Consider the following 26570-nt stretch of genomic DNA (forward strand, 5'->3'; position numbering starts at 1 on the left):
CCAAAACCGGAGTGCGAGATGAACAAAGAAAACTGGATGGGCTCCCTGCCCGAGCTGGGTCGCCTGCGCATTGATCAGTTGGTGCTACCTGGCAGTCACGATTCTGGTGCGGACAAACAATCCGACAGCCTGACATTACCTCAGGAAATCACCCAAGACGTTTCCTGCATCGAGCAAATTCGCGGCGGCATTCGTGTTCTTGACCTGCGTGTAAGGGCCAACCGTGAGTACCTGCCGGACTCACCCAACCGATACAAGCTGTTCCACCTCAATACATCAGGGCGAACCCTGCTGGGCGATGTCATCTACGAGCTGAACAAATTCTATGGCAAACCTGAAAACGCCAAAGAGATCGTCATCCTCGACTTTCATCAATTCGACAACTTCAGCCCCAATGAGCATCGTTGGCTGCAGGGGGTGCTGGACAAGTACATTGGCCAGCGATTGATTCCATGGCACTTAAAGGATCTGACCCTCGACCAGCTATGGCGCGACCACCCTGGCAAAACCGTGGTGATCGCCTACAACACTGAAAGCCCAGGGGCGCACTGGGATGGTGTGTACCAGGCCTGGATTGGCCGCAATACACCTACAACCAGCGAATTGAAGGCGTTCATGGACGAGGTCGCAGCCGAAGGTCGAGAGCTTGATCCGCTGCATGCGATCCAGTGCGCCAAGTACAACAAAGGGGTTTTCACCCCCGACGACTTCAGCGACAAGATCGATGAGTGGTTCGAGTCCCGCGACCTGGGAAGCTACATTCAGAACTTCCACATCATCAACACCGACTGGTCACTGCGCAGCCGCATCGTCGACAACTGCATCCATGCCAGCCTGTTGCGGGCACGCAACATCCCTTGATCGCTAAAAGGGTGATCAGAGGTCGAAATCACCCGAGGCTTCCGGCTGGTACTCAACCTCAAGCAGCTTGAGTTTGAGGGTCTTGCCAGCCGGCGCCGGCCAATCGATCTGGTCGCCCACCGACAGCCCCAGCAGCGCGCAGCCAATGGGCGCGAGGATCGAGACATTGCCTTCCGGCCCGGCATCTTTCGGATACACCAGGGTCAGGTGGTAGTCCTTGCCACTGGCTTCTTCGCGGCAGTGCACGCGCGAATTCATGGTCACCACCCCAGCCGGGACCTCCTCGTGACCGACCACCTTGTCGGCGCGGTCAAGCTCGGCCATCAAGGCCTCCACACCTGGCGTGCTTTCATCGAGGCTGTCGATCAGGCGCTCGAGACGTTGCACGTCCAATCGGGTGAGGATGAGGGAAGGTTTGGTGCTCATGATCCAGTCAGACTCCTTGTTCATCAGGCAAATTGTGGTGGGCAGATAAAGCAAAACCCCGCCCAAGGGCGGGGTTTGTGAATGCTTTCGGCAGCACCGACGCAGAGCCCGACAGTATCACAGCCGGGTAAATACTCAAGCCCGGGCGCGCAGGGCCTCGGCTTCGCGGCAAATCTGCCGGCGCCGTTCGTCGTCGGCCGAGCGCCATTCGCGGATGTGCTCGACATGGCGGTGGCAACCGGTGCAGACCCGCTGCTCATCCAAACGACAAACGCTGATGCACGGCGACTTCACCGCGGTGCTGACATTACTGTAGAGCGGCTTAGGTGGCCGCGGCTGCTCGCTCATCTCAGATCTCGTCGAAGTCCAGCTTCTCGCCGATCCGCTCCCATACGATGCGCTCGAGCATCTCGCCGAGCAGCTCCTCGCTCTTCTCGCAGACCCACTTCTTGCTTTCTTCGTCGTAGTCGAAGTGGAAACCCCCAGACTTGTCGGCCAGCCACAGTTGGCGCAGCGGCTCCTGGCGGCTGAAGATCAGCTGGCTGCCATTGTCGAACTTGATGGTCAGCACGCCGGCGGAATTTTCCATGTCCAGGTCCAGGTCGGTTTCATCGAACAGGTCTTCCAGGGCCTGTTGGGTCGCGTCGACCAGATCGTGGAAACGCGCTTCGCTCAAACTCATTACACAAACCTCGAAATTGGCTGCTTACGGCAAGCGGGGCACGATACGGACGCTGGCCGGCGAATGCAAAGGATAACCCAATCACGAGGCAGGCCCGCGCCCGCCAGGCGGACCGGCCCTTGCATAGGCAATCAGGCAGGCGCTCGGTATACTCGGGCGCAATACTGCATATTTCAAGGATTTCACCAATGAAGCGCCTGATTTCCTCCCTCGCGGCGCTGGTCGCGGTTGCCTGCCTCGTTTCGGCCTGCGGTCAGAAGGGCCCCCTGTACTTGCCAGAAGACGGCAAAGACGGCAAGGCCAAAAAATCGCACCAGCACCAGCACGCTCAGCCCTCGCAGCAGCCAGCGCCGCAGCCAGAGCAAGAACCCGAGCAGCAGCCAGCGCAGTAAGGAAATCCAATGGACGCTTTCAACTACCGCGACGGCCAGCTGTTCGCGGAAGGCGTGGCCCTCTCGGCCATCGCCGAACGGTTCGGTACGCCGACCTACGTTTACTCGCGCGCTCACATCGAGGCGCAATACCGCAGCTACACCGATGCCCTGCAAGGCGTCGAGCACCTGGTGTGCTTCGCGGTCAAGGCTAACTCCAACCTCGGCGTGCTGAACCTGCTGGCCCGCTTGGGCGCAGGCTTCGATATCGTCTCTGGCGGTGAGCTGGAGCGGGTATTGGCCGCTGGCGGCCGGGCTGACCGCGTGGTGTTCTCCGGTGTCGGCAAGACCCGCGAAGACATGCGTCGCGCCCTGGAAGTCGGCGTGCACTGCTTCAACGTCGAATCCACCGATGAGCTGGAACGCCTGCAAGTGGTGGCCGCCGAGATGGGCAAGGTTGCCCCGGTCTCGCTGCGGGTCAACCCGGACGTCGATGCCGGTACCCACCCTTACATCTCCACCGGTCTCAAGGAAAACAAGTTCGGTATCGCCATCGCCGATGCCGAAGAAGTCTACGTGCGCGCCGCGCAGCTGCCGAACCTGGAAGTGGTCGGCGTCGACTGCCATATCGGTTCGCAGCTGACCACCCTGGAGCCGTTCCTCGATGCCCTCGACCGCCTGCTGGCGTTGATCGACCGCCTCGGTGAGTGCGGCATCCTGCTGCGCCACCTGGACCTGGGCGGCGGCGTCGGCGTGCGTTATCGCGACGAAGAGCCGCCGCTGGCCGGCGACTACGTAAAGGCCATCCGCGAACGCGTCGGCGACCGTGACCTGGCCCTGGTGTTCGAACCAGGCCGCTACATTGTGGCCAACGCCGGCGTCCTGCTGACCCGCGTCGAATACCTCAAGCACACTGAACACAAAGATTTCGCCATCGTCGATGCGGCGATGAACGACCTGATCCGCCCAGCCCTGTACCAGGCCTGGATGGGCGTCAGCGCGGTCCAGCCGCGTGACGGCGAAGGCCGTGCCTACGACCTGGTCGGGCCGATCTGCGAGACCGGCGACTTCCTCGCCAAGGACCGCGTGCTGAACCTGGCCGAAGGCGATCTGCTGGCCGTCGAGTCGGCGGGCGCCTATGGTTTTGTCATGAGCTCGAACTACAACACCCGTGGCCGCTGCGCCGAGGTGCTGGTCGACGCTGACCAGGCCTTCGAGGTACGTCGCCGCGAGACCATTGCTGAACTGTTCGCTGGCGAAAGCCTGCTGCCGGAGTGAAACCATGCTGCTGCGTTTCACCAAGATGCACGGCCTGGGCAACGACTTCATGGTCCTCGACCTGGTCAGCCAGCACGCGCACATCCAGCCCAAGCACGCCAAGCAATGGGGTGATCGGCACACCGGCATCGGTTTCGACCAGCTGCTGATCGTCGAGGCGCCGAACAATCCGGACGTGGATTTCCGCTACCGGATCTTCAACGCCGACGGTTCCGAGGTCGAGCAGTGCGGCAACGGCGCGCGCTGCTTTGCGCGCTTCGTGCTGGACAAGCGCCTGACCGCGAAAAAACTGATCCGCGTCGAAACCAAAGGCGGCATCATCGAGCTGGACGTGCGCAACGACGGGCAGATTTGTGTCGACATGGGGCCGCCACGGCTCAATCCGGTGGATATTCCGTTCGAGGCGCCCGAACAGGCCCTGAGCTACCCGCTGGAAATCGACGGCCAGAGCTATTCGATCGCCGCCGTCTCGATGGGTAACCCACATTCGGTACTGCGCGTCGACGACGTGCACACCGCGCCCGTACACGCGCTGGGCCCGAAGATCGAAAACCACCCGCGCTTCCCACAACGGGTCAACGCCGGCTTCATCCAGGTCATCGACCGTCACCGCGCCAACCTGCGGGTTTGGGAACGCGGCGCCGGGGAAACCCAGGCCTGCGGTACCGGCGCCTGCGCCGCTGCGGTGGCCGCCATCAGCCAGGGCTGGATGGATTCGCCGGTGTCCATCGATCTGCCAGGCGGACGCCTGAGCATCGAATGGGCTGGCCCAGGCCAACCGGTGTTGATGACCGGCCCGGCCGTACGTGTCTACGAAGGACAGGTTCGTCTCTAAGCGAGTAACCGCCATGACCGATCAGCCACAGGTTGTACCCGAACAAACCACCGACCTCGATGCCGAGGCGGTGGTGGCTTACCTGCGTGCCCACCCGACGTTCTTCGCCGAGCACGACGAACTGCTCATCGAGCAACGCATCCCCCACCAGCGCGGCGACAGCGTGTCGCTGGTGGAGCGCCAGCTCAAGCTGCTGCGCGATCGCAACATCGAGATGCGCCATCGTCTGTCGCAACTGATGGACGTGGCCCGCGACAACGACCGCTTGTTCGATAAAACCCGCCGGCTGATTCTCGACCTGCTCGATGCCAGTAGCCTGGAAGAAGTGGTGATGGCCGTCGAAGACAGCCTGCGCCAGGAATTCCAGGTGCCCTTCGTCAGCCTGATCCTGTTTGGCGAGAACGCCACGCCCGTCGGCCGCTGGGTCAGCAACAGCGAGGCGCAGCAGGCCATCGGGGCTCTGCTGGGCAGCGGCAAGACCGTCAGCGGCAACCTGCGCGAACACGAGCTGGCCTTCCTGTTCGGTGACGAGCAGCGCAAGGAAGTCGGTTCCAGTGCGGTCGCGACCCTGGAATACCAGGGCCTGCACGGCGTCCTGGCCATCGGCAGCCGCGATCCGCAGCACTACAAAAGCACGGTCGGCACGTTGTTCCTCAGCTACATCGCCGAAGTGCTCGGCCGGGTCGTCCCGCGCCTGACCCAGACACTGCGACCGGTGCGCTGATGGAGCGCCAGCTGGAGGCTTATTGCGCACACTTGCGCAACGAGCGCCAGGTGTCGGAACACACCCAGCTGGCGTACCGTCGCGACCTGGAAAAGGTCCTCGAATACTGCAACAGCCAGGGCATCGCCAGCTGGCAAGCGCTGCAGATACAGCAGATGCGCCAGCTGGTGGCGCGCCAGCATCACCATGGCCAGTCTTCACGTAGCATCGCCCGGCTGCTGTCGGCAGTGCGCGGGCTGTATCGCTACCTCAACCGCGAAGGCGTTTGCACGCACGACCCAGCCAATGGTCTGTCGCCGCCCAAGGGCGAAAAGCGCCTGCCCAAGGCACTGGACACCGATCGCGCCCTGCAACTGCTCGAAGGCGGCGTCGATGACGACTTCATCGCCCGCCGCGACCAGGCCATTCTTGAGCTGTTCTACTCCTCAGGCCTGCGCCTATCGGAATTGACCAACCTCGATCTTGAGCATTTGGACCTGGCCGCTGGGTTGGTCCAGGTCCAGGGCAAGGGCAACAAGACCCGCGTTCTGCCAGTCGGTCGCAAAGCCCGCGAGGCGTTGCAAGAGTGGCTCAAGCTGCGCGGCATCAGTGCCCCCCGTGACAACGCGGTGTTCTTGAGCCGCCAAGGCCGGCGCCTGGGCCCACGGGCCATCCAGCTGCGGGTCAAGGCGGCCGGAGAGCGCGAGCTGGGCCAGCACCTGCACCCCCACATGCTTCGCCATTCCTTCGCCAGCCATTTGCTGGAATCGTCCCAGGACCTGCGCGCCGTGCAAGAGATGCTTGGCCATGCCGACATCAGCACCACGCAGATCTATACCCACCTGGACTTCCAGCACCTGGCCGCGGTGTACGACAGCGCCCACCCCCGGGCCAAACGCAGCAAAGGCACAGACTCATGAGCATTAAGCTGATCACCTTCGACCTGGACGACACCCTGTGGGACACCGCACCGGTCATTCTCAGCGCCGAAACCGTCCTGCGCGACTGGCTCGAAGCCAACGCTCCGCGCCTGGGCGGTGTGCCGGTCGAGCACCTGTATGCCATCCGCGAACGCCTGGTCCAGGCTGAGCCTGGGCTCAAGCACCGCATCAGCGCCCTGCGCCGGCGGGTGCTGTTCCATGCCCTGGAAGAGGTCGGCTATAGCGAACTGCAGGCCCAAACGTTGGCCAACGAAGGCTTCGAGGTGTTCCTGCATGCGCGGCATCAAGTCGAGGTATTCCCTGAAGTGCAGCCGGTGTTGGAGATACTGCGCCACCACTACACCTTGGGCGTGGTCACCAATGGCAATGCCGACGTCAGCCGGATCGGCCTGGCGGACTACTTCAAGTTCGCCCTGTGCGCCGAGGACCTGGGGATTGGCAAGCCAGACCCGGCGCCCTTCCTCGAAGCGCTCAAGCGCGGTGAAGTGCAGGCGGCGCATGCCGTGCACATTGGCGACCATCCTGGCGATGACATCGCCGGGGCCCAGCGCGCCGGTTTGCGCGCGGTGTGGTTCAACCCGCAAGGCAAGGCCTGGGCCGGCGAGAAAGCGCCGGACGCGGAGATTCAGCGGCTGTCGCAATTACCCGAGGTGCTAGCGCGCTGGCGCTGAGGCAAACAGCAAGCACTCAAGCGACTGGGTGGGAGCGGGCGTGCCCCGCGACATCACCCACAAAAAAGCCCGCAGCGACGGCGGGCTCTTTTGCAAACAACCACTCAGATAGGGCGGCTGCCGTACTTGTTGTCCGGCTTCTTGGGCGGATCGGCGACCACGTTGGCCTCCACTTCCTGCACCTTGCCACCGCGCGACAGAAACTCTTCCATCGCCTTGGCCAGCGCATCACGCTCCTTTTGCTTGGCTTCCATGCTCGGCATCTCGTCTACCGAGACCGCCGCCTTGGACTTGCCCTTGGCAACCGGAGCGGGGCTATCGTCGCCAGCGTCTTCCGCGCCGTCGTCAGCCGCAGCTTCCAGGCCGTCATCAGCCTCGTCTTCGTCGCCTACTTCGAGGTCATCATTTTCCAGATCGTCGTCGCTCATGTTCTACCTCATGACTTGCGAAAAGCAGGTTAGTTATAGACCAGTGCAGCCGTAGACCGACTGCCACCGGTGAAAATTCAACTGGCCGTGGGTTGGCCACTGCCCTGGGCATCCGCCTCCTGATGGGCGGCGGGACCCTGCAGGCTCTGCTCCTGGCAGGACCTGACGAAATCTTTTGAGCCCTTGCTGGCCATACGATATTGGCAAGCCTAGCAAAGGGTAGCGAAGTGTGGGGACTACTCGTCTAACACCCTTCGGCGCGCATTCTAGCGTGCTCGCAGAAAAAGCAAAGCTCCATAAACGCCCTATGTGTTGTAAGTTTTTTGCGCGCGTCGCAAACGGCGCAGATAAACCGTTTGCTGTGCGCGAAACTGCAAAATTCAGGCAAAAAAATGCCCGGCGAACCGGGCAAGTTTTTCCAGCGTCGCAGTTACAGGTTGTAGCCGCGTTCGTTGTGTTGAGCCAGGTCGAGGCCGACCGACTCTTCTTCTTCGTTGACCCGCAGGCCCATCAGCACATCCAGCACCTTGAGAATCACGTAGGTGACGATGGCGGTGTAGACCACGGTGAAGATCACGCCTTTGGCCTGGATCCAGAACTGCGCGCCGATGTCCTCGACCGCGCCGAAGCCGCCCAGGGCCGGTGCTGCAAACACACCCGTCAGCAGCGCGCCGACGATGCCACCAATACCGTGCACGCCGAAGGCGTCCAGCGAGTCGTCATAGCCCAGCTTGCGCTTGAGGCTGGTGGCGCAGAAGTAGCAGATCACACCCGAGGCCAGGCCGATCACCAGGGCGCCCATCGGGCCGACGGTGCCGGCGGCCGGGGTGATGGCGACCAGACCGGCAACCACACCCGAAGCAATACCCAGGGCGCTCGGTTTGCCGTGGAAGATCCACTCGGCGAACATCCAGCCCAGCGCCGCGGCAGCGGTGGCGATCTGCGTGACCAGCATGGCCATGCCCGCAGTGCCATTGGCCGCAGCAGCCGAGCCTGCGTTGAAGCCGAACCAGCCGATCCACAGCATGGCTGCGCCCATCAGGGTGTAGCCCAGGTTGTGCGGGGCCATAGGGGTGGTTGGGTAGCCTTTGCGCTTGCCCAGTACCAGGCAGCAGACCAGGCCTGCAATACCGGCGTTGATGTGCACCACGGTGCCGCCAGCGAAGTCCAGTACGCCCCAGTCCCACATTAGCGCGCCGTCACCGCTCCAGACCATGTGCGCAATCGGCGCATAGACCAGGGTGAACCACACGGCCATGAAGATCAGCATCGCCGAGAACTTCATCCGCTCGGCGAAGGCACCGACGATCAGCGCCGGAGTGATGATGGCGAAGGTCATCTGGAAGGTGATGAACACCGCTTCCGGGAAGGCAGCGGTCAGGCTGTCAGGGGTAACGCCATTGAGGAAGGCTTTGGAGAAGCCGCCGACAAAGGAACTGAAATTGAGAACGCCTTTTTCCATACCGGTGGTATCGAAAGCCAGGCTGTAGCCGTAGACCATCCACAGGATGCTCATCAGGCCGGTAATGGCAAAGCACTGCATCATTACCGACAGCACGTTCTTGGAGCGGACCATGCCGCCGTAGAACAGGGCCAGGCCCGGAATGGTCATGAACAGGACCAACGCCGTCGCCGTGAGCATCCAGGCGGTATCGCCGGAGTTCAGCGTGGGGACAGCTTCCTCGGCCAGGGCGAGGCCTGGCATTGCGAGGGACAATAGGGCTCCTAGCCCTGCGATCTTACGCAGAGTCATGTTGTTTTCTCCTGGGGCGTTGGGTTTGGTGAGGCTTTTTTTGTTGCTTAGATCGCGTCGGTATCGGTTTCGCCGGTACGGATGCGGATCGCCTGCTCCAGATTGACTACGAAAATCTTGCCGTCACCGATCTTGCCGGTGTTGGCGGCCTTGGTGATGGCCTCGATTACCCGGTCCAGGTCCTTGTCGTCGATGGCAACGTCGATCTTCACCTTGGGCAGGAAGTCGACCACGTATTCAGCACCGCGATACAGCTCGGTGTGGCCCTTCTGCCGACCGAAGCCTTTGACTTCGGTGACGGTGATGCCCTGCACGCCGATTTCCGACAGCGACTCGCGCACGTCGTCCAGCTTGAACGGCTTGATGATGGCAGTGACTAGCTTCATGAAACTCTCTCCCGATTTGGTGGACTTGCCCCAGGAAAACAAACCCGTCTCAAGTCTAAGCGCAGCGCCCGGCTTTGTAACGCATCGTTGGCACCCTCCTCACCGTCGATGCACGCCTCGACGGTGCTGAACAGCCTTTCGGCTCGGCCTGCGCACTGCCTGGTCACAAGGAACTGCATCAGTGCATGGCTCGCAGAGGTCTTTGCAGAAACCTTGCCAGGTCGGATAAACCGCCAAAAAACAGCGTGTTGCGTAGAAAACCGGGGATTGGCCAGTCGCCACCAGCAAAAACATGCACAACTTCGGTGCGCGCCATTCAGGGGCGCTGCGCAAAAACTGTGCAACGCACGGGCCGCCAGAGAGCCAAAAGCAGCGTGCTACACTGGCGCTCTTTTCACTGATCAAGCGGACAGCCGAACATGCTCGCGCCCAAAGCCCTCCTCGACGCCCTCAGCGACCAAGCCTCACGCCTGTTCAGCGGCGATACCGCGCAACCACGCGCCGAACTGGAAAGCCAGTTCAAAGTCCTCATGCAAAGCGCCTTCAGCAAGCTGGACCTGGTCAGCCGCGAAGAATTCGACAGCCAGATGGTGGTCCTGGCGCGCACCCGCGCACGCCTGGAGGCCCTGGAGAAACAAGTCGCCGAGCTGGATGCGCGAATGGCTCCCGCTGCGGCGCCCCAGCCAACAACGGATAACCCAGCAGCAGATTGATGCAGGCCGTCATTTGGATTCGTTAGCCCTGCCCCCTCCAGGGGGCAGGCGCCCGGGTCTGAATTCTGTTTTATACCAACATTATCTTTTTAGGTATAAATTATACCAAACGAGATAATTTAGGATAATTCGATGAGCCCTTCCCGCCCGATCTTCAAACGAGAGCTATTGGCCAAGACACTTGCCAACGATCTGGCCGGGGAATCGCTGGTCGACTATAGCTCGGGGATGTTCCTGGCAGCCCCGCGGCGTACGGGTAAGAGCACCTTCCTCAACAACGACCTGATCCCCGAGTGCGCACGCCGTGGCTGGCTGCCGGTGTATGTCGACCTCTGGGCAGACCGCGAAGCCGACCCCGCCGACTTGATCAGCGCCGCCATCGGTAACGCGTTGGGCCAATACCAAAGCGCGTTCGAAAAAGTCGCCAAGAAGGCGGGAATCGACAAGATCAACTTGCTACGTACCCTGAGTTGGGATTTCAGCAAGCCGCGCCTGCCACAAGGCACCACCCTGGCTCAGGCACTGTGGGTATTGCATGAGGTTGCGGGCAAGATGGTCGTGCTGGTGATCGATGAAGCGCAGCACGCGCTCAATACCGAAAGCGGCATCAACGCCATGTTTGCCCTCAAGGCTGCCCGCGATCAGCTCAACCGTGGCAGCGACCCGGACGGCCTACGGCTGGTATTCACCGGATCCAGTCGCGACAAACTGGCCAACCTGGTACTCAAAAGCAAACAGCCCTTCTATGGCGCCAACATCACGCCCTTTCCGCTCCTGGGCAAAGAGTTCGTCGCATTCATCACCCAGGTGTGGAACCAACGCCTGGCCGCTACCAACCAGTTCAAGGTCGAAGATCTCGAGTATGCATTCGGCCTGGTCGGCAGACGCCCGGAAATGCTCGCCAAATTGCTCGCGGAAGTCAGTGTCGGCTTGGGCGAAGCGGGCAATCTTGGCGAGCTGCTGAAGACCGGTGCACTCAATCATCAGGCCGGGGTCTGGAGTGATTACGAAAGTGCCTTCAACGAGCTTTCGCCCTTGCAGCAGGCGGTATTGGAGGTGATGGCGCGGCGCGTCATCGACAAACAGCCGTTTTCGCCGTTCAGTGAACAGACCTTCACAGAAATCAACCGTCGGCTGGAGCTGAGCCAGAACCTGCCGAACGCGACGGCTCCGAATGTGCAGAAAGCCCTTGAGGTGCTGCGCGAGCAAGAGCTGGTATGGAAAGCCAATCGCGGCGAATACGCACTGGAAGATTCCGCCATGGCCGAGTGGCTGACCAGAGCGTGAGCCGCGCACCTGTGCGTGCCGGTAAAACCTCGACTCACTCTTTGCGGTTGCCTCGGTGACTACGCCGCTACGCTTTGAAAAGCCGCAGGACGCGGCCTACATCTCAGCGACCACGGAGTGTCCATGTCCCTTGCCCTTGTCCACAGTCGCGCCCAGGTCGGCGTGCAGGCGCCGGCCGTCAGCGTTGAAACCCATCTGGCCAACGGCTTGCCCAGCCTGACCCTGGTCGGCTTGCCGGAAGTGACGGTCAAAGAAAGCAAGGACCGCGTGCGCAGCGCCATCGTCAATTCCGGGCTGAACTACCCCGCCAGGCGCATCACCCAGAACCTCGCCCCCGCCGACCTGCCCAAGGATGGCGGACGCTACGATCTGGCCATTGCCTTGGGCATTCTCGCCGCCGATGGCCAGGTCCCGGTAGCGACCCTGAGCGACATCGAATGCCTGGGCGAACTGGCCCTTTCAGGGGCGGTGCGCAGCGTGCAAGGCGTGCTACCCGCCGCGCTCGCTGCCCGCGAGGCCGGTCGCGCCTTGGTGGTGCCGCGCGATAACGCCGAAGAAGCGAGCTTGGCGAGCGGGCTGGTGGTGTATGCCATCGGCCATTTGCTGGAACTGGTCGCTCACCTCAATGGCCAGGTGCCGCTGCCACCTTATGCTGCCAATGGCCTGGTCCTGCAGAGCAGGCCTTACCCAGATTTGAGCGAGGTGCAGGGCCAAATCGCGGCTAAACGCGCCCTGCTGGTGGCGGCGGCAGGTGCGCACAATCTGCTGTTCACCGGCCCGCCAGGTACTGGCAAGACCCTGCTCGCCAGCCGCTTGCCGGGTTTACTGCCGCCGCTGGATGAACACGAAGCGCTGGAAGTTGCCGCCATCCAGTCAGTCAGCGGGTGCACACCCTTGAACAGCTGGCCACAGCGACCCTTTCGCCACCCGCACCACTCGGCCTCCGGGCCGGCATTGGTCGGTGGCGGCAGTCGTCCACAGCCAGGCGAGATCACCCTGGCCCATCACGGCGTGTTGTTTCTGGACGAACTGCCCGAGTTTGAACGCCGCGTGCTTGAGGTACTGCGCGAGCCTCTGGAATCGGGCGAAATCGTCGTCGCCCGGGCCAAGGACAAAGTCCGCTTCCCTGCCCGCTTCCAGTTGGTGGCGGCAATGAACCCCTGCCCCTGTGGTTACCTGGGCGACCCCAGCGGACGCTGTCGCTGCAGCACCGAGCAGATCCAGCGCTATCGCAACAAGCTCTCCGGCCCGCTGCTCGACCGCATCGACCTGCACCTGACCGTGGCCCGCGAAAGCACCGTGCTGACCAACGCCCCCAGCGGTGAAACCAGCGCCAGCGTCGCCCGCGTGGTCGCCGAAGCTCGCGACGTACAGCAGCGCCGCCAAGGCTGCGCCAATGCCTTTCTCGACCTCAAGGGTCTACGCCGGCACTGCCACTTGAGCGCCGAGGACCAGCGCTGGCTGGAAAACGCCTGCGAACGCCTGACCTTGTCGCTGCGTGCGGCGCACCGATTACTGAAGGTCGCACGGACCTTGGCCGACCTGGAACAGGGGCAGGACATCGCACGCACGCACCTGGCGGAGGCGTTGCAGTATCGGCCAGGGTCCTGACAGGAGCGGGTTGGGATGCCCATACACCGGTTCAATCCCAGCCATAGCAGCAATATATTTTGCGCGCTAACTATTTGCGCTCAATATTGCCTCCAGACAGCAAGCAGTCGTCGCCCACTACCGACTAATCTGGAGAACGATCATGACCCTTCGCAAAAGCTTCGCCATTACCGCTACCACCTTCGCCATTGCCAGCAGTGCCAGTGCCTTCGCCCAGCCCGGTGAAGTCCGCGCCTACCACTACGGGATGGACATCGATCAGGTGATCAGCGTGCAGGCCCCGGCAAACCCGCAAGGCCACAGCAGTACCGCCACACTCACTTACCGCGACAGCAATGGCCAGGTACACCAGGTGAGCTACAGCCAACCCAACACCCTCGCCAATCAGAACTGAGTTTGAGTCCAGACACACCGAACAGGGCCGCTTTGCGGCCCTTTCGTGTTAAAAGGCCATCGCTGGCTTAGAAACATCTTGTAATATTTAGCGCGTAATTTTAGTTGTACGACATCCTATCTACTGTGTTCGACTGCGCCGGCTCTCACAACAAAAATAACGGAGACACCATCGATGACGAGCATACCTTCCGTGGAGGGCAAAACTGCCACGCCCTCGCAAAGCCGCCTTTCTCGGGTAGTCAAACTGCTCGGGCCGGGCATCATTGCCGTGCTGTCCTGGCTCGGCGCAGGTGATCTGATCACCTCGTCGGTGGCCGGGGCCAACTATGGTTACGCGATGATGTGGGTACTGGCAGTGTCACTGCTGCTGCGCTACCTGATCGTCAACATCATTGCCCGCTTCCAGCTGTGCAATAACCAGGGCATGACCATTCTCCAGGGCTACGCCCAACTGCATCCGGTGTTTGCCTGGTTCATGCTCGGCTATGCCTTGCTCATGGGCCATCTGATGAATGCCTACATGATCAAGGGTGCTGGCGAAGCGCTGGCGATGCTGCTGCGCATCGACTATCCGCTGCTGTGCTCGATGGCCGTGGTGCTGGCGGTGTGGATGCTGGTCGGGCGCAATATCTATTCGATGATCGAAGGGGTGATGAAGCTGCTGCTGGCAGTGATGACCCTGGCGTTTCTCGCCCTGGCGGTGATGTCTGGCCCCGATGTGGTCGGCATCGTCAAAGGCACCATCGGCTTTAGCATCCCTGCTGATGAGGGCGTGCACGGCGCCATGCTGGTCGCGGTGTCGGTGATCGGTGCGGTGGCAGGCTCGGTGGCCAACTTCGTCCACCCGTACGTGATGCGCCAGAAAGGTTGGACCGGCCCGCAGCACAAGCGCGTGCAGCGCAATGACCTGCTGTTCGCGGTGTTCGTCGGCATCGTGATCAACCTGGCGATCTGGATCGTCGGCGCAGAAATCCTGCGTCCCAATGGCATCGAAGTGAACACCCTGGGCGACCTGGGCAAGGCCCTGGAAATGTTCTTCGGCCCGATCGGTTGGTACATCTTCTTCATCGGCGTGTTCGCGACCTTGTTCGCCAGCATCTCGGGCAAGACCACTGCCTTCCCGATGCTGATTACCGACGCCTTCCAGCACGTGCGGCCACAGCGGCGTGAGCGCTATGGCAAGGAGTTCCACAAGGATCCGGCGCACCGCTGGTTCATGCTGTTCATCCTGGTCACGCCGCTGATCTGGTCGATCCCCGGCATGCCGGACTTCGTCACCCTGACCATCGGGGTCAGCGCACTGAACATCGTCGGTTTGCCGGTGATCTCGCTGGGCTTGCTGATCATGTCCAACCAGAAGTCGCTGCTGAGCAAGGAGTACCGCAACAACCTGTTCGAGAATATTGCCCTGGCCTTCGCCACCGGCCTTGCGTTGTGGGTAGCGTTCCAGCTGGGTGTGGATCTGTTCACTTAAGTCATCGTACAACGTGCCCGGGGCTGCTTCGCGGCCCCGGCATCAAACAGCCAAGGCCAGGCCTATTGCCTGCAACAACGCCTCTTCGCTGAATGGCTTGCGCAAACAGGCCACCGCCCCTTGGCGCATCGACTCATCCAGCCCGGCATCGCTCCAGTGTGCAGACATGCAGATCACTGGCAAGCGCCAACCCATCGCCGCCAGTTCACGCAGAACCTGCAAGCCACCGAGCCCCGGCATTTTCAAGTCGAGCAAGGCGCAGCCCGCCTCACGCGCCAACCCTGACCCGAGGAATGCCTCCCCCGAGCTGAACGGCAGCGGGTCGAAGCCTGCTGAGCGCAACAGGTTAGCCAGGCTTTTGCGAACGGACGCATCATCGTCGACGATGCACACCCAAGCCTTGGCGGTTGAAACGGGTCCGTTCATGCGGCGCCCTGGCCCTCGACGCTACCGCAGCCAGCGACCACGTTGTGCATCGAGACCAGATCGACCAGCGAGCGCGACTGCATCTTGTTCATGATGTTTTTCTTGTGCACCTTGGTCGTCACTTCGCTGGTTCCGATGTGTTTGGCGATCTGTTTGTGCGACAGCCCACTGACCACCAGCGAAAACACCTGGCGCTCGCGAGTAGTGAGGCGCGCATACTTGTCTTTAACCTGTCGCGCATGCTGCCACGCCCTGCCCGCCGCCACCGCGCGCAAACGTACGACATCGAGCAGCGCCAACAGCTGCTGCTCGTCGAACGGCTTGGTCAGCACCTCGATCGCCCCCGCGCGCATTGCCTGCACCGCCATGGGAATAGTCCCGTAGCCGGTCATGAACACCACCGGCCACGGCAGGTCGAGCTTGCCGAGCATGTCCTGCAGCTCCAGCCCAGTGGCGGCTGGCAGATTGATGTCCAGCAATAGGCAGGCATAAGGCGAATCCCACTGCGCTTGCAGCAGCTCTTCTGCCGAGGCGTAAAGCCGGTGAGGGATACCCTCTACCCGCAACAACCTGCCCAGCGCGGAGCGCACCGACGGATCGTCGTCCACCACCAGAACCGGCACAGCGGCGCCATCGTCGCTCGGTGGCGGCAGGTCGGGATCGAGGTTGAATGAAGGGCTATGGGCAAATGACGCAAGTTCTGCGGCAATATCGACTGCCAACCGGTAGCCTCGACGTGCGACGGTCTGGATCAGGCGCTTGTCACCGAGCATCTTACGCAGCAGCGATACCTGCACCTGAAGATTGTTGTCCTCGACCACGGTGCCCGCCCAGACCTGGCTGAACAGCTCTTCCTTGCTAACCACGCGGCCCTTGGCCCTGACCAGCATCGCCAGGACATCGAACGCACGGCCACCCAGAGGCAACGGCTTGCCGTCGAGGAAAGCCTCTCGTCGCTCAAGCGACACCAGCGCATTGCCTAGTCGGATCATGATCGTCTCAAGTTTCACAGGCCAAGGCGGTTGCGCAGCCCTGTGCAATCTAGGTGAGCCTGCGCGTTCAGACAATTATCCCGAGGGATAGGTTGGCCTGAGGATACACCTCCAAGGCACGCGGCAATCGAGCAAAGGCCGCGGCGCAGGATCCAGAACGGTCAGATTGGTTCCCATTCCTGCCAAGCCGCCTACAACGGGCATTCGCGCCGGGTCCGCTGCGTATACTCGCGTGGAAAATGCAGGCTGCAGGGGATGCGCGATGCTGGGTGAACGCCTCGTTCAATGGCCTATGGATCACGATCCGTCGATCGATGAAGATTGGCTCAACCGTTGCGATACTGCCTTGCTGACACAGGAGGGCGAGCTCAGCTACTTCCGCTTGTGGGACGCACGTTCTGCTCGAGCCTGGACGGCGATACGCGCGCCAGTGGAATCGCCGGCTGCCTGCCAGCGTCTGGAGCGCGACTACCGACTGCGGCTCGACCCTGAATGGGCTGTCACGCCATGTGCATTCGTGCGCTCGGCCGAAGGCCCCTTGTTGGTCTACCCAGCAGGTGAATCGCTGGCCGAGGTCATCGCCCAAGGACGGCCTACCTTGCGCGCGTTTCTGCAGATCGCGGTCAACGCCAGCAAGGCGCTGGCGCAGGCCCATCAGGCCGGGGTCTTGCATGGCGCGTTGCAGCCGCAGCATGTCGTATTGCTCGCTGATAATCGGGTCAAGCTCGGTGGGTTCCAGGCCGACAGCGGCGAGCGGATCAGTGATCAGGGTACAGCGACCGATACCTGGTCCTTCCTTGCGCCCGAGCAGGTTTGCCCACACGGCGCCAGCAGCGACCGACGCAGCGACCTCTACGCCCTAGCCGCCATCCTCTACCAATTGCTGGTGGGTGAACTACCGCTGGCCGGTCGCGACAAGCAGCATTGGCGCCAGCTGCACGCAGGCGTTCTGCCCCGCCCCGCCGCCGAGCTCAGCCCAGACGTGCCCCAGGCGATCAGCCTGATCCTCGCCAAAGCCTTGGCCAAAGAGCCTGATGCGCGTTACCAGAGCGCCCAGGCGCTGGCCGTCGATCTTGCCCATTGCCAGCGTCAATGGCAGGCGAGCCAGACGATCGCGACCTTTACCCTGGGCTGCTCCGACCCCATGCCCTGCACCCACGAGCGCCTGTATGGCCGCAGCAGCGAGTTGCAGTCCATCGCCCGCATCCTCAAGACCTTGCGTCGTGACAGCACAGCCCAAGCGCTGTTCATCAGCGGGGCGACGGGCATGGGCAAATCGAGCCTGGTCAAGGCGGCCTTGCGCGATCATGACGCCGGCTATTGGGCGGCCGGCAAATGCAACAGCCTGGAGCAGGCCATCCCCTACGCGCCGTGGGTCGATATCCTAGGTGCGCTGACCACCCAGTTGCTGGCCAAGAACCGTGCAGACCTGGAGACCATCCGCAGCCAGATCCAGCAGCGCATCCAAAACCGCGGCCGCTTGCTCGGCACGCTGGCTCCAGAGCTGAAGCTGATCATCGGGCCAATGGCCGAATTTCCGCAACAACCCTCTCGGCTGGCACTGGAAAAGGAGTTGCGGGCAATCGTCGATTTCCTTCAGCTGTTCACCGCGCCTGGCCGGCCATTGATTCTTTTTTTCGACGACTTGCAGTGGGCTGACGACGCCTCGTTGCACCTGCTCAGGGAGTTGCTCGCGCGCTCCCCGGCTAACCTGCTGCTGATTTTTGCCAGCCGCTGCAATGCTGCCGGCAACCCGGCTGGCAAAGCCTACGAACTGGCCAACTCCACCCATTTGACCCCGCTGCACAGCCATCACCTGGAGCTGCTGGCGCTGCCGGTCGATGCCGTCGCCCAGCTGATCAGCGAGCGCTATCACGTCACCACTGACGACGCCCGGCAGGTCGCTGAACTGGTGCACGCGAAAACCGCCGGCAACCCGCTGTTCGCTCGGCAAATCCTCAAAGCCATGGTCGAAGACAAATTGTTCACCTTCGACCCCCTGGCCATGCGCTGGTCGTGGTCTCTCGAAGCTGTGGCCCAACACCGTTATGCCGACAATGTCGCCGACCTGATGATCCATCGCCTGGGCCGCTTGCCAGCGGCGCAACGGGAGATCCTGCGGGTCGCCGGCGCCGCTGGCGGGCGCTTCGACCCACCGCTGCTGGCCAAGCTGGTGACGATCGACCACGATCGCTTGGGCGAGCATCTCAACGCTTTGCTGGACGCAGGCTTTCTTGCGGCCAGCCAGCACGGCTTGAGTTTCTCGCACGACCGCGTGGAGGAAGCCGCCTACCTGCTGACTGCCGCTCCGGAGCGCGCTGCACAGCATGCCCAGATCGCCCGGGTGATGAAATACGTGTGGCGCAACGCGCTGGCCGATGCAGTGTTCGAGATCGCCAATCAGGTCCAACGTGCAGAAAAGTCTGTGTTCAGCACTGAGGAGTGCGAGGCCTACCTGATTCTCCTGATGGAGGCGGCACGCCGCGCCCGTGACTCGGCCTCGCACGAGCAAGCCGCTGGATATCTGAACGCCGGCGAAGAACTGCTACAGACCTGCGGCTCGCCAGCGGTCGACTACCGACACGCCTTCAGCCTTGCCTGCATGGCGGCAGAATGCGACATGCTGCTGTCGCGCATGAGCCAAGCCCAGCAGCGGATCGGCGAATGCAGCAAACGGGCGCGCTCGCCGCTCGACCAGGCCATCGCCTGCAAACTGCGCGCGCGATACAAAACCCTGCATTCAGACTATGACGCGGCGATCAACGATGCGCTTGAAGGCCTGCGCCTGCTGGGCATCGAGCTAGGCCGTGGCAACGACGCGCTTCAGGTCGAGACTCAGCTGCGCAGCATCCAGGCGCTGATCGAACAGCGCGGCCGGCATTGCCTTGAGGCGTTGCCCAAGGCCGAGAGCGAAACAGTCATCGTCGCCATTGGCCTACTGGCGACCTTGTCTTGCTCCTTCTTCATCGATGACGATATCCGTTACCTGCACCTGGCGAAAATCCTCGAACTGACCCTCGCGCACGGCGTTGCTCCCGGCAGTACCTACGGCCTGGCCTGGTTCGGGGTGATGGCGGCAGAGCGCTTTGGTGCGTATCACGATGGTCACGCCTACTGCCTGGCGGCGCTCAAGCTGATCGAGCGGTACGGCTTTGAGGTCGACCTGACCAGCACCCTGCTAGCCCTCGACCAAGTCAGCGCCTGGACTGCGTCGATGGATTTCGCCCGGCGCACCGCGCAGCAAGCCATCGACTCGGGACGCTTGAGCGGCGACCTGGCGATGGCCTGCTACGCCTGCAACCATTTGGTCTCCGATTCGCTGGTGATGGGCCAGCACTTGCATTCGGTTGCCGAGGAAATCCAACTCGGCCTGGCTACTGTGCGCCAGTATGGCTATCGCGATATCGAACAGATCCTGCTGGCCCAACAGGCCTTCGTGAGCGCCTTGAGCGAAGGTGGCGAAGCCCACCGCGACAGCCTCGAAAGCGCGCTCTACGACGCCTTGGAAACCCACGCCACTTCGCGCACGACGTTATTCTTCAAGCGGCTGTTCGAGGGCATGTCGGCGTTCTACCTGGGGGATATCAACCAGGCCGTGGTCGCCCTCGAGCGCGCCGCACCCCTGACCTGGGCAGCGCCTGCGCATATCAACCTGGCCGACTATCACCTGTTTTGCGGCTTGACCCTGGGCAGCCCGGAAGCGCCCGGCAGCCTTGAGCACAAGCGTGAACAGTTGAGCCGGCTGCGCGAGCTGTTCAGCCAGTGGGCACAGTTCAATCCAGTCACCTTCCGCAACAAACTGCTGTTGATCGAAGGGGTGATCGCCAAACTCGACGGCGATGGACTGGCAGCCATCCGCTGCTTTGACCAGGCGCAGATCGCCGCTACCGCCGCAGGCTTCATTCATGAGCAAGCGCTGGCCCACGAGCAACTGGCCGAAGTGTGCATCCCCAGCGGTCTGATATCCGGGGCCAACCTGCATCTGCGTATTGCCCGCGACTGCTTCCATATCTGGGGGGCAGCCGGCAAGGTGCGTCAGTTGGAAACACTGCACCCGTTTTTGCGTACCCAGCCGATTCAGGAGACCTATCGCTCGACCTCCCAGGCCAGCCTGGACCTTGAAGCCGGCATCCAGGCTGCGCGGGCGCTGTCTGAAGAAGTGCTGCTTGAAGGGCTGATCGAAACGCTCATGGGCCACCTGACCCTGCACTCCGGTGCCGACCACGGCGCGTTGCTGATCGTCAGCGGTGCCGAGTTCCAGATGGCCGCCAGCGCAGCCATCAGCGACGGCGGGCTGCAAGTGAGCATGGAAGATTGCCAGAAGTTCATCACCCAAGCGCCGCTGTCGATCATCAACGCGACCATGCGCACCAAAAAGCCGCTGCTGCTGCATGACGCCCTGTCCGACTGCCCCGAGGCCTTCCGCCACGACCTGCAAGCGCGCGGCGCGCGCTCGGTGCTGTGCCTGCCGCTGGTGATTCAAGGGGTGTTGATCGGCCTGGTCTATCTGGAAAATCGCCTGGTGCCCAACCTGTTCGGCAGCCAGCGGCTAGCCATGCTGGAAATCCTCGCCTCGCAGGCCGCAGTATCGCTCCAGACGGCCAAGTTCTATACCCGCCTGGCCGAAGACAACCAGGCCCGCGCGCAGATGGCCGCGGAACTGCGCCACTCGCGTGCCGAGCTTGCGCGCAGCTCGCACCTGCAGGTGATGAACGAGTTGTCCGCCTCGATCGCCCACGAAATCAGCCAGCCCCTGCTGGGCATCGCCTCCAATGCCGCGGCCAGCCTGCGCTGGCTCAAGCGCGAACAGCCCAACCTTGAGGAAGCCATCGACGGCCTGCAAGACATCCGCGCCGACAGCGAACGGGCGGCGAGCATCGTCAAGGCGTTGCGCGCCCTGGCCAAGCAGACGCCGATGCAGCTCAAGGTGGCCAGGCTGGATGAGTTGCTCGAAGACGTTATCCGCATGACGTCATCCGATGCGCTCAGGGCTGCGGTGAAGGTCCAGGCGCAACTGCAGCCTGGGGTAAGCGCCAAGGTCGATGCAGTGCAGATTCAGCAACTGGTGTTCAACCTGATCACCAATGCCCTGGAAGCGCTAAGCGATTTTCGCACTGACGGGGTGCTGCAGATTGCCTGCGCCCTTGGCGAGGCGGGCGTTGAAATCAGTGTGGATGACAACGGACCAGGCATCGCGCCAGAGGAACAAGAGCGGATTTTCGACGCGTTCTATACCACCAAGGCCAGTGGTTTGGGGATGGGCTTGGCGATCTGCAATTCAGTCGTGCAGGCGCATGGCGGCAGTCTGCGTGTGCAGGCCTCGACGCTGGGCGGCTGCCGAATTGTGGTGACGCTGCCCTGAAAGCTGGGGCCGCCGCAGCGGCCCCGCGGTATTACTTGGCCGTGAGTGCCGAGTAGCTGTTCATCAGGTTGCGATAGTTAGGAATCCGCTGCGACAGCAGATTGCCCAAGCCTTCGATGTCGTTGCGCCAGTCACGGTGCAGCTCACACGCCACCGAGAACCAGTTCATCATCTGCGCCCCGGCCTGGGTCATGCGCACCCACGCCGCCTGCTGCACGGTTTCGTTGAAGGTGCCGGACGCATCCGTCACCACGAACACCTCAAAGCCTTCGGCCAGTGCCGACAAGGTCGGGAACGCCACGCACACGTCAGTGACCACGCCCGCGATGATCAACTGCTTGCGCCCAGTGGCCTTGATCGCCTTGACGAAATCTTCGTTGTCCCACGCGTTGATCTGCCCTGGACGGGCAATGTACGGCGCGTCCGGGAACATTTCCTTGAGCTCGGGCACCAGCGGGCCGTTCGGGCCTTGCTCGAAGCTGGTGGTCAGAATGGTCGGCAGGCCGAAGAACTTGGCCAGATCGCCCAGGGCCAGGACGTTGTTCTTGAATTCGTTGGGCGAGAAATCCTGGACCAACGAAATCAGACCAGTCTGGTGATCGACCAGCAGTACCACGGCATCATCTTTGTTCAGGCGCTTGTAGTCGGGATTGCTCATGATGGTAACTCCTTGGGTTGGGAACACCCTTCAGACCTATCCATAGGGATAGAAATGGCTTAAGGGTGGTAGCTCGGAACTTGCGATCTAGCCGACTGGCGCCAGGCCTTGGGCGGCTGCCCGACCAGGCGGCTGAAGACACGGGTGAAGTGCGACTGGTCGAAAAACCCGCACTCCAGGCTGACATGGGTGATTGGCGCTTCAGTGACCAGCAGTTGCTTGGCCTTCTCCAGCCGCGCCAGCAGGCGCCAGGCCTGTGGTGACAGCCCGGTATTGATCTTGAACGCGCGAGAGAAGTGGCTGCGGGTCAGGTTGCACACCGCGGCGATCTCGATAATCGACAGGTCGCTGCGCAGCATCAGCTCCTTGGCTCGATGCAGACGCCCGGCCGTAAGTGCGCCTGGCTCGGTCTGGGTGGGCATGTCGAGGCTCCTCTTTCAATGGGAGCAGTCTCGCCGCCGGCTCATTACAAAGTCCTGAGGCAAAGCTTAATAGTTCTTAATTGTGCCGCCCGCGCCTTGTTAAGATGCCGCACAGATTCAAGAGGTATATGGGTTATGCAGCAGCCTCATGCTCACAAAACCGTGGCAGTGGTCCTGTTCGATGATGTGCTGATGCTCGACGTGACGGGCCCAATGGACGCGTTCGCCCTGGCCAACCGCTTCTTGCCAGCAGAGCGCCGTTACCGCCTGCTTACCCTGGCAGAGGGCGAAGGCAAGATCCGCAGCTCCTGTGGCTTGCAGGTGGTGGCTGACCTCAGCTTGCAGCAGCTGCCCGGTGACATTGACCTGTTGCTGGTACCTGGCGGACCGGGCGCCTATGACCTGGCACTGCCTGGGCTGGAAAGCTGGCTGCCCCAGGCCGTAGCCAGCGCCAAGCGCTTTGGCGCGATCTGCACCGGGGTGTTCTTGCTCGGCCGCGCCGGCCTGCTCGGCGGCTTTCGCTGCACGACCCACTGGAACTACGTGGAGCGCCTGGCCCAGCAGTTTCCCGAAGCGAAGGTCGAGACCGAGCAGATCTACGTGATTGACCGCAACCTGATCACCTCGGGCGGAATTACCGCCGGGATCGACCTGGCCCTGGCCGTGGTCGCCGAAGACCACGGCAAAGCGCTGGCCTTGGAAGTGGCCAAGGTGCTGCTGGTGGCCCGCCATCGCCAGGGCGGCCAGTTGCCCTACGGGCCCTTGCTTGCCGCTGTACCGCGCGATGGCTCACCTATCGCCAGGGTCCAGGCGTATATCGTCGATCACATCGACCAAGCGTATACCGTGCAAAAAATGGCCGAGCTGGTGGCCATGAGCAGCCGCAATTTTGCTCGCACCTTCCACCGCGAGGTGGGCCTGACACCCCTGCAGTACCTGCAGAATGCACGCATCGACCACGCCCGCAAACTCCTTGAAGGTAGCGACCTTGCGTTGAAAGTAGTGGCGGCGCGCAGTGGTTTCGGTAGCGATCGGCACATGCGCAAGGTGTTCTGCGAACGGATCGGGATGACGCCGAATCAGTATCGCGCGCAGTTTGGCGAGGGCTGAGGGCAAAACTGACTGTCACCTTGAAGGAGACAATCAGTCTCATACGATCCAGATTGTCCAAGCCTCCCCGACACCCCACAATCCGCCCTCCACCTATCAACGCTGCCCCGTAGCAGCTCATGGAGTCCGAGCGATGCCACACGAAGGCAGCCTTCTACAAACCGCGGTGATCTTTCTGCTTGCCGCCGTCATTGCCGTGCCTCTGGCCAAGCGCCTGCAACTGGGCGCCGTAATCGGCTATCTGCTCGCCGGGGTCGCCATCGGCCCACAGGCCTTGGGCCTGATCCGTGATACCGAAAGCGTCGCGCATATCTCTGAACTGGGCGTGGTCCTGCTGCTGTTCATCATCGGCCTGGAGCTTTCGCCTCGACGCCTGTGGCTGATGCGCAAGTCGGTCTTCGGCGTGGGCCTGGCACAAGTGCTGCTGACCGGCGCCGTGATTGGCGCCATTGCCGTGTTCGGCTTCGGCCAATCGCTGCCGGCGGCGCTGGTGGTGGGCCTGGGCCTGGCGCTCTCCTCCACTGCGCTTGGCCTGCAAAGCCTGGCCGAGAGTAAGCAGCTCAACGCGCCGCATGGCCGCTTGGCGTTTGCCATCCTGCTGTTTCAGGACATCGCCGCCATTCCCCTGATCGCACTGGTGCCGCTGCTGGCTGCCAGTGGCCCGGAGACCAGTCATGGCGACAGCCTGGAGCATGGCCTGAAGGTGTTCGCCAGCATCGCGGTGGTCATCGTCGGCGGTCGTTACCTGCTGCGCCCGGTGTTCCGCATCGTCGCCCGCACCGGCCTGCCGGAAGTCTCCACCGCCACTGCGCTGCTGGTAGTAATCGGTACCGCCTGGCTGATGGAAGAAGCCGGCATCTCCATGGCCCTGGGCGCTTTCCTGGCCGGCCTGCTGTTGGCGGACTCGGAGTATCGCCACGAGCTGGAATCACAGATCGAACCGTTCAAAGGCTTGCTGCTGGGGTTGTTCTTCATCAGTGTGGGCATGGGCGCAAATCTCAGCCTGCTGCTCGAGGCCCCCCTTCTGCTGCTGGGCCTGACGCTGCTGCTGGTGGCGGTGAAACTGCCACTGCTGATGCTGGTCGGGCGCATCGGCGGCCTCAACAAAGCCAATGCGCTGCGCTTGGGCGTGGTGCTGGCGGCTGGTGGCGAGTTTGCCTTCGTGGTCTTCAAGCTGGGCAAGGACCAAGGCCTGTTCGACGCCTACACCTATGACCTGCTGCTGATGACCATCACCCTGTCGATGGCGGCTACCCCGCTGCTATTGATCATCTGCGCGCGCCTGCTCAAGCGCCCGCAAGCCACCCGCGAAGTGCCCGAGCAGTACAAACAGATCCAGACCGATGCGCCGCGCGTGGTGATCGTCGGCATGGGCCGCATGGGCCAGATCGTCTCGCGCATCCTGCGCGCGCAGAACATCCCCTTCATCGCCCTCGACACGTCGGTGGACGCCATCGAAATGACCCGCACCTTCGAACAAGTACCGGTGTTCTATGGCGACCCGCTGCGCGCCGAGGTGCTGCATGCGGCGAAGGTGGGCGAGGCCGAGTATTTCGTGATCACCACGGATGATCCTGAGATCACCACCCGCACTGCCGAACGGGTCAAGCGCCTCTACCCGCACTTGAAAGTGTTGGCCCGGGCACGTAACCGCCAGCATGTGCACAAGTTGACTGACGTTGGCGCCGTACCGATTCGGGAAACCTTCTACTCCAGCCTGGAGATGACCCGGCGCGCCTTGGTTGGCCTGGGCTTGACCGAGGAGCAGGCGGCGGATCGTATCGAGCGCTTCACCGAGCATGACGAACAGGTACTGGAGACCCAGGGCCGTGTGCGTGATGACCGCGCCAAGGTAATGCAGAACGCCCAGGAGGCGCGGGAGGAGCTGCAACGCTTGTTCGAGTCTGATGCCGATTGAGCGGCTCAGGCAAAAGCCAGACGGGTACATTTGGGGCCGCTTTGCGCCCCTTCGCGGCGGTTCGGCGCCCCGACAAGCCCGCTCCCACAAGTACAGCGCTGCTCTGAAGCTTCGCGCTGTCCCTGTGGGAGCGGCCCGCGAAGGGGCGCAAAGCGGCCCCAGATCGTTGTATCAGCATCGTCCTACAACCGCTGAATACCTTTCTTACTGGTTACCACCAGACCAGCGAAATACCCTACGAAATCTGTCGCCCCCCATCTGATTGTCCGGGATATCCGAGCCCTCTAGGCTGACCGAGTCGCTGACGTTTCAGCGATCAGGTGTGGAAACCTGGCTACAGAGTTTCGTCTTCAATGGCGGTTGTACGCGGGAGGCCTTACGGCCTACCGGGTGACTCTCTGACCGGTTTTCCACCCTGCGTACAACTGCCACCCTTCGCGTGGAAACGGACGGTTGCAGCTCAACTTCAGAGATCCTGCAATGAAAAAAATCGTCCCCGACCCACCGCTCCCCAGCACCCAGCAACACGCCTTCGGCCACTGCGACGCCGGCCATCCGCCGATCTTCTGCGTCAATCCCAACATCACCGCCCACGACGCCTTGGTGCATGTCGCGCTGTACCTGCGCAGCGCCTACGCCAGTGGCTACCAGGCACTCGATCATGTGCACGAAAAAGGCAAAGGTCTGCTCTGGGCCAACCTGCACGCCGTCGAAATGGCTGATGGGCTGGTTGAAGCGATGCTGGAAGGGATCGAGTCGCAGCCTGTGCGCTGAACAGCTCGCCAGCTTTTTCACCGACACATGCAAAAAGGCCGGCACCCCTTAGGGATGCCGGCCTTTTCGATTGCAGTGGCTGATTATTGACC

General features: G+C 62.2%; 26 protein-coding genes. 16 read left to right on the forward strand and 10 right to left on the reverse strand.

The window, feature by feature from the left end:
- Nucleotides 1–18: 18 nt before the first annotated feature.
- Nucleotides 19–861 (forward strand): hypothetical protein, encoded by an 843-nt coding sequence (locus ACF8K2_RS05410; protein WP_312151549.1) that lies wholly within the window; start codon nt 19–21, stop codon nt 859–861.
- A 15-nt stretch (nt 862–876) separates the two neighbouring features.
- On the opposite strand, the gene rnk is transcribed toward ACF8K2_RS05410, so the two are convergent.
- The 3 genes from rnk to cyaY form a co-directional block, all read right to left on the reverse strand.
- Nucleotides 877–1287 carry a nucleoside diphosphate kinase regulator gene (rnk, locus tag ACF8K2_RS05415; protein WP_312151551.1) on the reverse strand — a complete coding sequence of 137 codons (411 nt, stop codon included), beginning with the start codon at nt 1285–1287 and terminating at the stop codon, nt 877–879.
- A gap of 135 nt (nt 1288–1422) precedes the next feature.
- Complete coding sequence (locus ACF8K2_RS05420) at nt 1423–1635, reverse strand: DUF1289 domain-containing protein (RefSeq protein WP_186552946.1); 213 nt, start codon at nt 1633–1635, stop codon at nt 1423–1425.
- 1 nt (nt 1636) lies between these two features.
- Entirely contained in the window at nt 1637–1969 is a 333-nt protein-coding gene (cyaY, locus tag ACF8K2_RS05425; RefSeq protein ID WP_186552947.1) for an iron donor protein CyaY, read from the reverse strand.
- A gap of 188 nt (nt 1970–2157) precedes the next feature.
- Between cyaY and ACF8K2_RS05430 the strand changes: the two genes are divergently transcribed.
- The 6 genes from ACF8K2_RS05430 to ACF8K2_RS05455 are packed head-to-tail and all read left to right on the forward strand — an operon-like array spanning nt 2158 to nt 6768.
- Nucleotides 2158–2361: a lipoprotein gene (locus ACF8K2_RS05430; RefSeq protein WP_392463797.1), complete on the forward strand. Its 204-nt coding sequence runs from the start codon at nt 2158–2160 to the stop codon at nt 2359–2361.
- Between the two features lie 9 nt (nt 2362–2370).
- Entirely contained in the window at nt 2371–3618 is a 1248-nt protein-coding gene (gene lysA / locus ACF8K2_RS05435) for a diaminopimelate decarboxylase (protein WP_186552949.1), read from the forward strand.
- A 4-nt stretch (nt 3619–3622) separates the two neighbouring features.
- The gene (gene dapF / locus ACF8K2_RS05440; protein ID WP_392463798.1) at nt 3623–4453 is read left to right on the forward strand and encodes a diaminopimelate epimerase; all 831 of its coding nucleotides are present in this window, start codon (nt 3623–3625) and stop codon (nt 4451–4453) included.
- Between the two features lie 13 nt (nt 4454–4466).
- Nucleotides 4467–5177, forward strand: a complete 711-nt coding sequence (locus tag ACF8K2_RS05445) for a DUF484 family protein (RefSeq protein WP_264233903.1) — start codon at nt 4467–4469, stop codon at nt 5175–5177.
- Complete coding sequence (gene xerC, locus ACF8K2_RS05450) at nt 5177–6076, forward strand: tyrosine recombinase XerC (RefSeq protein ID WP_264233905.1); 900 nt, start codon at nt 5177–5179, stop codon at nt 6074–6076. Before ACF8K2_RS05445 ends, xerC begins: the two co-directional genes overlap by 1 nt.
- The gene (locus ACF8K2_RS05455; protein WP_392463799.1) at nt 6073–6768 is read left to right on the forward strand and encodes an HAD family hydrolase; all 696 of its coding nucleotides are present in this window, start codon (nt 6073–6075) and stop codon (nt 6766–6768) included. Before xerC ends, ACF8K2_RS05455 begins: the two co-directional genes overlap by 4 nt.
- Nucleotides 6769–6872: 104 nt before the next feature.
- Here the strand turns inward: ACF8K2_RS05455 and sutA are convergent, their stop codons facing one another.
- The 3 genes from sutA to glnK form a co-directional block, all read right to left on the reverse strand.
- On the reverse strand, nt 6873–7196 hold the full coding sequence (gene sutA, locus ACF8K2_RS05460) for a transcriptional regulator SutA (RefSeq protein ID WP_186552954.1): 324 nt from the start codon (nt 7194–7196) through the stop codon (nt 6873–6875).
- Nucleotides 7197–7626: 430 nt separating this feature from the next.
- On the reverse strand, nt 7627–8949 hold the full coding sequence (locus ACF8K2_RS05465) for an ammonium transporter (protein ID WP_186552955.1): 1323 nt from the start codon (nt 8947–8949) through the stop codon (nt 7627–7629).
- Between the two features lie 47 nt (nt 8950–8996).
- A complete protein-coding gene (gene glnK / locus ACF8K2_RS05470) occupies nt 8997–9335 on the reverse strand; it encodes a P-II family nitrogen regulator (protein ID WP_002555808.1) in 339 nt (112 codons plus the stop codon).
- A 419-nt stretch (nt 9336–9754) separates the two neighbouring features.
- Here glnK and ACF8K2_RS05475 point away from each other — a divergent pair, with 419 nt between their 5' ends.
- The 5 genes from ACF8K2_RS05475 (at nt 9755) to ACF8K2_RS05495 (ending at nt 14816) form a co-directional block, all read left to right on the forward strand.
- Nucleotides 9755–10048 carry an accessory factor UbiK family protein gene (locus tag ACF8K2_RS05475; protein WP_312151559.1) on the forward strand — a complete coding sequence of 98 codons (294 nt, stop codon included), beginning with the start codon at nt 9755–9757 and terminating at the stop codon, nt 10046–10048.
- A gap of 132 nt (nt 10049–10180) precedes the next feature.
- On the forward strand, nt 10181–11335 hold the full coding sequence (locus tag ACF8K2_RS05480) for a hypothetical protein (RefSeq protein ID WP_392463800.1): 1155 nt from the start codon (nt 10181–10183) through the stop codon (nt 11333–11335).
- Nucleotides 11336–11458: 123 nt separating this feature from the next.
- Nucleotides 11459–12946, forward strand: a complete 1488-nt coding sequence (locus tag ACF8K2_RS05485; protein WP_392463802.1) for a YifB family Mg chelatase-like AAA ATPase — start codon at nt 11459–11461, stop codon at nt 12944–12946.
- 142 nt (nt 12947–13088) lie between these two features.
- Nucleotides 13089–13340, forward strand: coding sequence for a DUF2790 domain-containing protein (locus ACF8K2_RS05490; RefSeq protein WP_392463803.1), 252 nt, complete (start codon nt 13089–13091; stop codon nt 13338–13340).
- Nucleotides 13341–13514: 174 nt separating this feature from the next.
- Nucleotides 13515–14816, forward strand: a complete 1302-nt coding sequence (locus ACF8K2_RS05495; protein ID WP_186552976.1) for an Nramp family divalent metal transporter — start codon at nt 13515–13517, stop codon at nt 14814–14816.
- A gap of 42 nt (nt 14817–14858) precedes the next feature.
- On the opposite strand, the gene ACF8K2_RS05500 is transcribed toward ACF8K2_RS05495, so the two are convergent.
- Complete coding sequence (locus ACF8K2_RS05500; protein ID WP_392463810.1) at nt 14859–15209, reverse strand: response regulator transcription factor; 351 nt, start codon at nt 15207–15209, stop codon at nt 14859–14861.
- Between the two features lie 29 nt (nt 15210–15238).
- Nucleotides 15239–16234, reverse strand: coding sequence for a response regulator (locus ACF8K2_RS05505; RefSeq protein ID WP_392463805.1), 996 nt, complete (start codon nt 16232–16234; stop codon nt 15239–15241).
- A 262-nt stretch (nt 16235–16496) separates the two neighbouring features.
- Here ACF8K2_RS05505 and ACF8K2_RS05510 point away from each other — a divergent pair, with 262 nt between their 5' ends.
- On the forward strand, nt 16497–21596 hold the full coding sequence (locus tag ACF8K2_RS05510) for an AAA family ATPase (protein ID WP_392463806.1): 5100 nt from the start codon (nt 16497–16499) through the stop codon (nt 21594–21596).
- A gap of 31 nt (nt 21597–21627) precedes the next feature.
- Here ACF8K2_RS05510 and ycaC read toward each other — a convergent pair whose 3' ends face one another.
- Both ycaC and ACF8K2_RS05520 read right to left on the reverse strand, forming a co-directional pair.
- Nucleotides 21628–22254 (reverse strand): isochorismate family cysteine hydrolase YcaC, encoded by a 627-nt coding sequence (gene ycaC, locus ACF8K2_RS05515; protein WP_186552979.1) that lies wholly within the window; start codon nt 22252–22254, stop codon nt 21628–21630.
- Nucleotides 22255–22313: 59 nt separating this feature from the next.
- Nucleotides 22314–22676, reverse strand: coding sequence for a helix-turn-helix domain-containing protein (locus ACF8K2_RS05520; protein ID WP_186552980.1), 363 nt, complete (start codon nt 22674–22676; stop codon nt 22314–22316).
- A 135-nt stretch (nt 22677–22811) separates the two neighbouring features.
- Here ACF8K2_RS05520 and ACF8K2_RS05525 point away from each other — a divergent pair, with 135 nt between their 5' ends.
- The 3 genes from ACF8K2_RS05525 (at nt 22812) to ACF8K2_RS05535 (ending at nt 26478) form a co-directional block, all read left to right on the forward strand.
- Entirely contained in the window at nt 22812–23786 is a 975-nt protein-coding gene (locus tag ACF8K2_RS05525; protein WP_186552981.1) for a GlxA family transcriptional regulator, read from the forward strand.
- Nucleotides 23787–23919: 133 nt separating this feature from the next.
- A complete protein-coding gene (locus ACF8K2_RS05530) occupies nt 23920–25704 on the forward strand; it encodes a monovalent cation:proton antiporter-2 (CPA2) family protein (protein ID WP_392463808.1) in 1785 nt (594 codons plus the stop codon).
- A gap of 480 nt (nt 25705–26184) precedes the next feature.
- Entirely contained in the window at nt 26185–26478 is a 294-nt protein-coding gene (locus ACF8K2_RS05535; RefSeq protein ID WP_392463809.1) for a hypothetical protein, read from the forward strand.
- Nucleotides 26479–26570: the final 92 nt, after the last annotated feature.

Origin of the sequence: Pseudomonas sp. xss_2 (assembly GCF_043104195.1) — a bacterium.
GTDB lineage: Bacteria > Pseudomonadota > Gammaproteobacteria > Pseudomonadales > Pseudomonadaceae > Aquipseudomonas > Aquipseudomonas urmiensis.

Coding starts and splice junctions, on each gene's coding strand:
- ACF8K2_RS05495 (WP_186552976.1), top strand. CDS start 13,515: ATGACGAGCATACCTTCCGTGGAGGGCAAAACTGCCACGCCCTCGCAA.
- ACF8K2_RS05485 (WP_392463802.1), top strand. CDS start 11,459: ATGTCCCTTGCCCTTGTCCACAGTCGCGCCCAGGTCGGCGTGCAGGCG.
- rnk (WP_312151551.1), bottom strand. CDS start 1,287: ATGAGCACCAAACCTTCCCTCATCCTCACCCGATTGGACGTGCAACGT.
- ycaC (WP_186552979.1), bottom strand. CDS start 22,254: ATGAGCAATCCCGACTACAAGCGCCTGAACAAAGATGATGCCGTGGTA.
- glnK (WP_002555808.1), bottom strand. CDS start 9,335: ATGAAGCTAGTCACTGCCATCATCAAGCCGTTCAAGCTGGACGACGTG.
- ACF8K2_RS05490 (WP_392463803.1), top strand. CDS start 13,089: ATGACCCTTCGCAAAAGCTTCGCCATTACCGCTACCACCTTCGCCATT.
- dapF (WP_392463798.1), top strand. CDS start 3,623: ATGCTGCTGCGTTTCACCAAGATGCACGGCCTGGGCAACGACTTCATG.
- ACF8K2_RS05525 (WP_186552981.1), top strand. CDS start 22,812: ATGCAGCAGCCTCATGCTCACAAAACCGTGGCAGTGGTCCTGTTCGAT.
- cyaY (WP_186552947.1), bottom strand. CDS start 1,969: ATGAGTTTGAGCGAAGCGCGTTTCCACGATCTGGTCGACGCGACCCAA.
- ACF8K2_RS05465 (WP_186552955.1), bottom strand. CDS start 8,949: ATGACTCTGCGTAAGATCGCAGGGCTAGGAGCCCTATTGTCCCTCGCA.
- ACF8K2_RS05475 (WP_312151559.1), top strand. CDS start 9,755: ATGCTCGCGCCCAAAGCCCTCCTCGACGCCCTCAGCGACCAAGCCTCA.
- lysA (WP_186552949.1), top strand. CDS start 2,371: ATGGACGCTTTCAACTACCGCGACGGCCAGCTGTTCGCGGAAGGCGTG.
- ACF8K2_RS05505 (WP_392463805.1), bottom strand. CDS start 16,234: ATGATCCGACTAGGCAATGCGCTGGTGTCGCTTGAGCGACGAGAGGCT.
- ACF8K2_RS05430 (WP_392463797.1), top strand. CDS start 2,158: ATGAAGCGCCTGATTTCCTCCCTCGCGGCGCTGGTCGCGGTTGCCTGC.
- ACF8K2_RS05420 (WP_186552946.1), bottom strand. CDS start 1,635: ATGAGCGAGCAGCCGCGGCCACCTAAGCCGCTCTACAGTAATGTCAGC.
- ACF8K2_RS05510 (WP_392463806.1), top strand. CDS start 16,497: ATGCTGGGTGAACGCCTCGTTCAATGGCCTATGGATCACGATCCGTCG.
- ACF8K2_RS05535 (WP_392463809.1), top strand. CDS start 26,185: ATGAAAAAAATCGTCCCCGACCCACCGCTCCCCAGCACCCAGCAACAC.
- ACF8K2_RS05455 (WP_392463799.1), top strand. CDS start 6,073: ATGAGCATTAAGCTGATCACCTTCGACCTGGACGACACCCTGTGGGAC.
- sutA (WP_186552954.1), bottom strand. CDS start 7,196: ATGAGCGACGACGATCTGGAAAATGATGACCTCGAAGTAGGCGACGAA.
- ACF8K2_RS05445 (WP_264233903.1), top strand. CDS start 4,467: ATGACCGATCAGCCACAGGTTGTACCCGAACAAACCACCGACCTCGAT.
- ACF8K2_RS05410 (WP_312151549.1), top strand. CDS start 19: ATGAACAAAGAAAACTGGATGGGCTCCCTGCCCGAGCTGGGTCGCCTG.
- ACF8K2_RS05530 (WP_392463808.1), top strand. CDS start 23,920: ATGCCACACGAAGGCAGCCTTCTACAAACCGCGGTGATCTTTCTGCTT.
- ACF8K2_RS05480 (WP_392463800.1), top strand. CDS start 10,181: ATGAGCCCTTCCCGCCCGATCTTCAAACGAGAGCTATTGGCCAAGACA.
- ACF8K2_RS05520 (WP_186552980.1), bottom strand. CDS start 22,676: ATGCCCACCCAGACCGAGCCAGGCGCACTTACGGCCGGGCGTCTGCAT.
- xerC (WP_264233905.1), top strand. CDS start 5,177: ATGGAGCGCCAGCTGGAGGCTTATTGCGCACACTTGCGCAACGAGCGC.